The organism is Noviherbaspirillum sp., assembly GCF_035654295.1.
Classification (GTDB): Bacteria; Pseudomonadota; Gammaproteobacteria; order Burkholderiales; family Burkholderiaceae_D; genus Noviherbaspirillum.
Genome location: NZ_DASRXF010000081.1, coordinates 1 through 2,079 on the forward strand (window position 1 = coordinate 1; position 2,079 = coordinate 2,079).

A 2,079-nucleotide genomic window follows, 5' to 3' on the forward strand; every position below is an offset into this window, starting at 1 on the left:
TGCGTCTGTGGCTGGGCGCGCCCTTCGCCCAGAATGCCTACCGCGTGGTCGAGATCGTGGCGCTAGGCATATTCGTGTACGCCATCGCGCACCTGCCGCATGCCTGGCTGCAGGCGGTCGGCCGCGCCCACCTGACGGCCAAGGTACAGCTGGTGGAGTTGCCGCTGTACGCCTTCGGGCTGTATGCCGCGGTCACGGAATGGGGCATTGCCGGTGCCGCCTGCCTGTGGGTGTTGCGGGTGTTCCTCGATTGCCTGCTGCTGCTGCGCCTGGTGGGACAGGAAAGCGCGCGTCCGGTGACGGTGCCGATGTTGGTCGGTGTGAGCTTCATTGCGCTTGGCGGCGCCTTCTCCGGACCGGACGCCGCATGGCAGTGGCGTGCGGGGTTGTGCGCAGCGGCGCTTGCCGGCGGCGCGGCGATCGCCTGGTTCGGCCTGCTCAATGCAGATGACCGTCGCGAGGTGTTCCTGCGCGGCCGGCTCCGGCCATTGCCGAAAGTGTAATTATTTTGTCGGGAATTCGTAATATTCGATGTAATTGCGTGATTAACATCTGTCAATAATTTAGACTGTCACATTCTTTTCGCCGGCAATATCCGGTCGCGCAGGAAGGCTGCCTTCGCCACAAGCGGATCAGGCCGGCCAGGCGTTCCGTCACAACAATACATGTCGTCTTTTCTCATCAGTTTCATTGCTTCCGCACTGCTGACCCTGCTCGTGATCAGGCACGGCACCCTGCACCGGGCCGCGCTCGACAACGACCTCGAAGGCGTGCAAAAGGTGCATGCGCGCGCCGTTCCGCGCATCGGCGGGCTGAGCATCTTCATCGCCGTCATCCTCACCGCCGCCATCGCGATGTGGCGCACGCCGCCCATCGGCCATGGCGTGCTGCTGCTGCTGATCTGTTCCGCGGTGGCCTTTCTCGGCGGCATCGTCGAAGACTTCACCAAGCGGGTCAGCCCCTCGCGCCGCCTGCTGCTGACCATGACTGCGGCGGCCATGGGCTACTTCCTGATCGATGCCAAGGTGGAGCGCATCGACTGGCTCTTTTCGCAGTGGACCATCAGCTACCTGTGGATCACCCTGCCGCTGACCGTGCTCGCCGTGGCCGGCATTGCCAATGCCATCAACATCATCGACGGCTTCAACGGCCTGGCGACGGTGGTGACGATCAGCATGCTGATGTCGCTCGCCTATGTCGCGCTGCAGGTCAACGATACCTTTGTCCTGGTTGCCGCCCTCATCGTGGCCGGCGCCGCAGCGGGTTTCCTCGTGTGGAACTATCCGGTCGGCCTGATCTTCCTCGGCGACGGCGGCGCCTACTTCCTCGGCTTCATGCTGGCCGAGCTGACGGTGCTGCTGGTCATGCGCAACCCGCAGGTCTCTACCTGGTATGCGGTGCTGCTGCTGATCTACCCGGCCTTCGAAACCATATTCTCGGCCTACCGGCGCCTGTTCCTGCGCGGACAGTCCCCGGGCACGCCGGACGGCATCCACCTGCACAGTCTCATCTTCCGCCGGGTGGTATTGTGGGCGGTCGGCGGGCGCGACGCGCGCGCGATGAACCTGCGCAACGCAATGACCTCGCCCTACCTCTGGCTGCTCTCGCTGATGGCCGTGGTCCCGGCCACCGCGTTCTGGCGCCATACCTGGGTACTCATGGTGCTGAGCCTGCTGTTCGTGATGAGCTACGTCTGGTTGTATGCGCGCATCGTGCGCTTCCGCTCGCCGCGCTGGATGATTTTCGGCAAGAGAAAGAAATAGGGCGGGCGCGAACTTCACCGCGGCCCCGCATTCTGTCAATTTCCACCACATTATTCGATCGATCATGTCTTCAATTTCGCAAAGCATCTTCAAGGCCTACGACATCCGCGGCATCGTCGGCAAGACCCTCGACATCGGCGTGGCGCGCCAGATCGGCCAGGCCTTCGGCACCGCCGCCCGCATCAAGGGCGAACAGACCGTCATCATCGGCCGCGACGGCCGCCTGTCCGGCCCGGAATTGTCTGCCGCGCTGGCCTCCGGCCTGCAGCGCGCCGGCATCAACGTCATCGACCTCGGCGTGGTGGCCACGCCGATG

General features: G+C 63.9%; 1 protein-coding gene and 2 pseudogenes. All 3 read left to right on the plus strand.

The genetic code is table 11. The features are described 5' to 3' along the window. A pseudogene (locus VFF99_RS08770) lies at positions 1 to 503 on the plus strand (hypothetical protein); the annotation flags it as partial. 162 nt (positions 504 to 665) lie between these two features. Next, complete coding sequence (locus tag VFF99_RS08775) at positions 666 to 1,763, plus strand: glycosyltransferase (RefSeq protein WP_325016965.1); 1,098 nt, start codon at positions 666 to 668, stop codon at positions 1,761 to 1,763. A gap of 64 nt (positions 1,764 to 1,827) precedes the next feature. After that, positions 1,828 to 2,079: pseudogene (locus tag VFF99_RS08780) on the plus strand (phosphomannomutase/phosphoglucomutase); the annotation flags it as partial.

Bases quoted from the DNA above. Each gene is read 5' to 3' on its own strand.
- VFF99_RS08775 (WP_325016965.1), top strand. From the start codon at position 666: ATGTCGTCTTTTCTCATCAGTTTCATTGCTTCCGCACTGCTGACCCTG.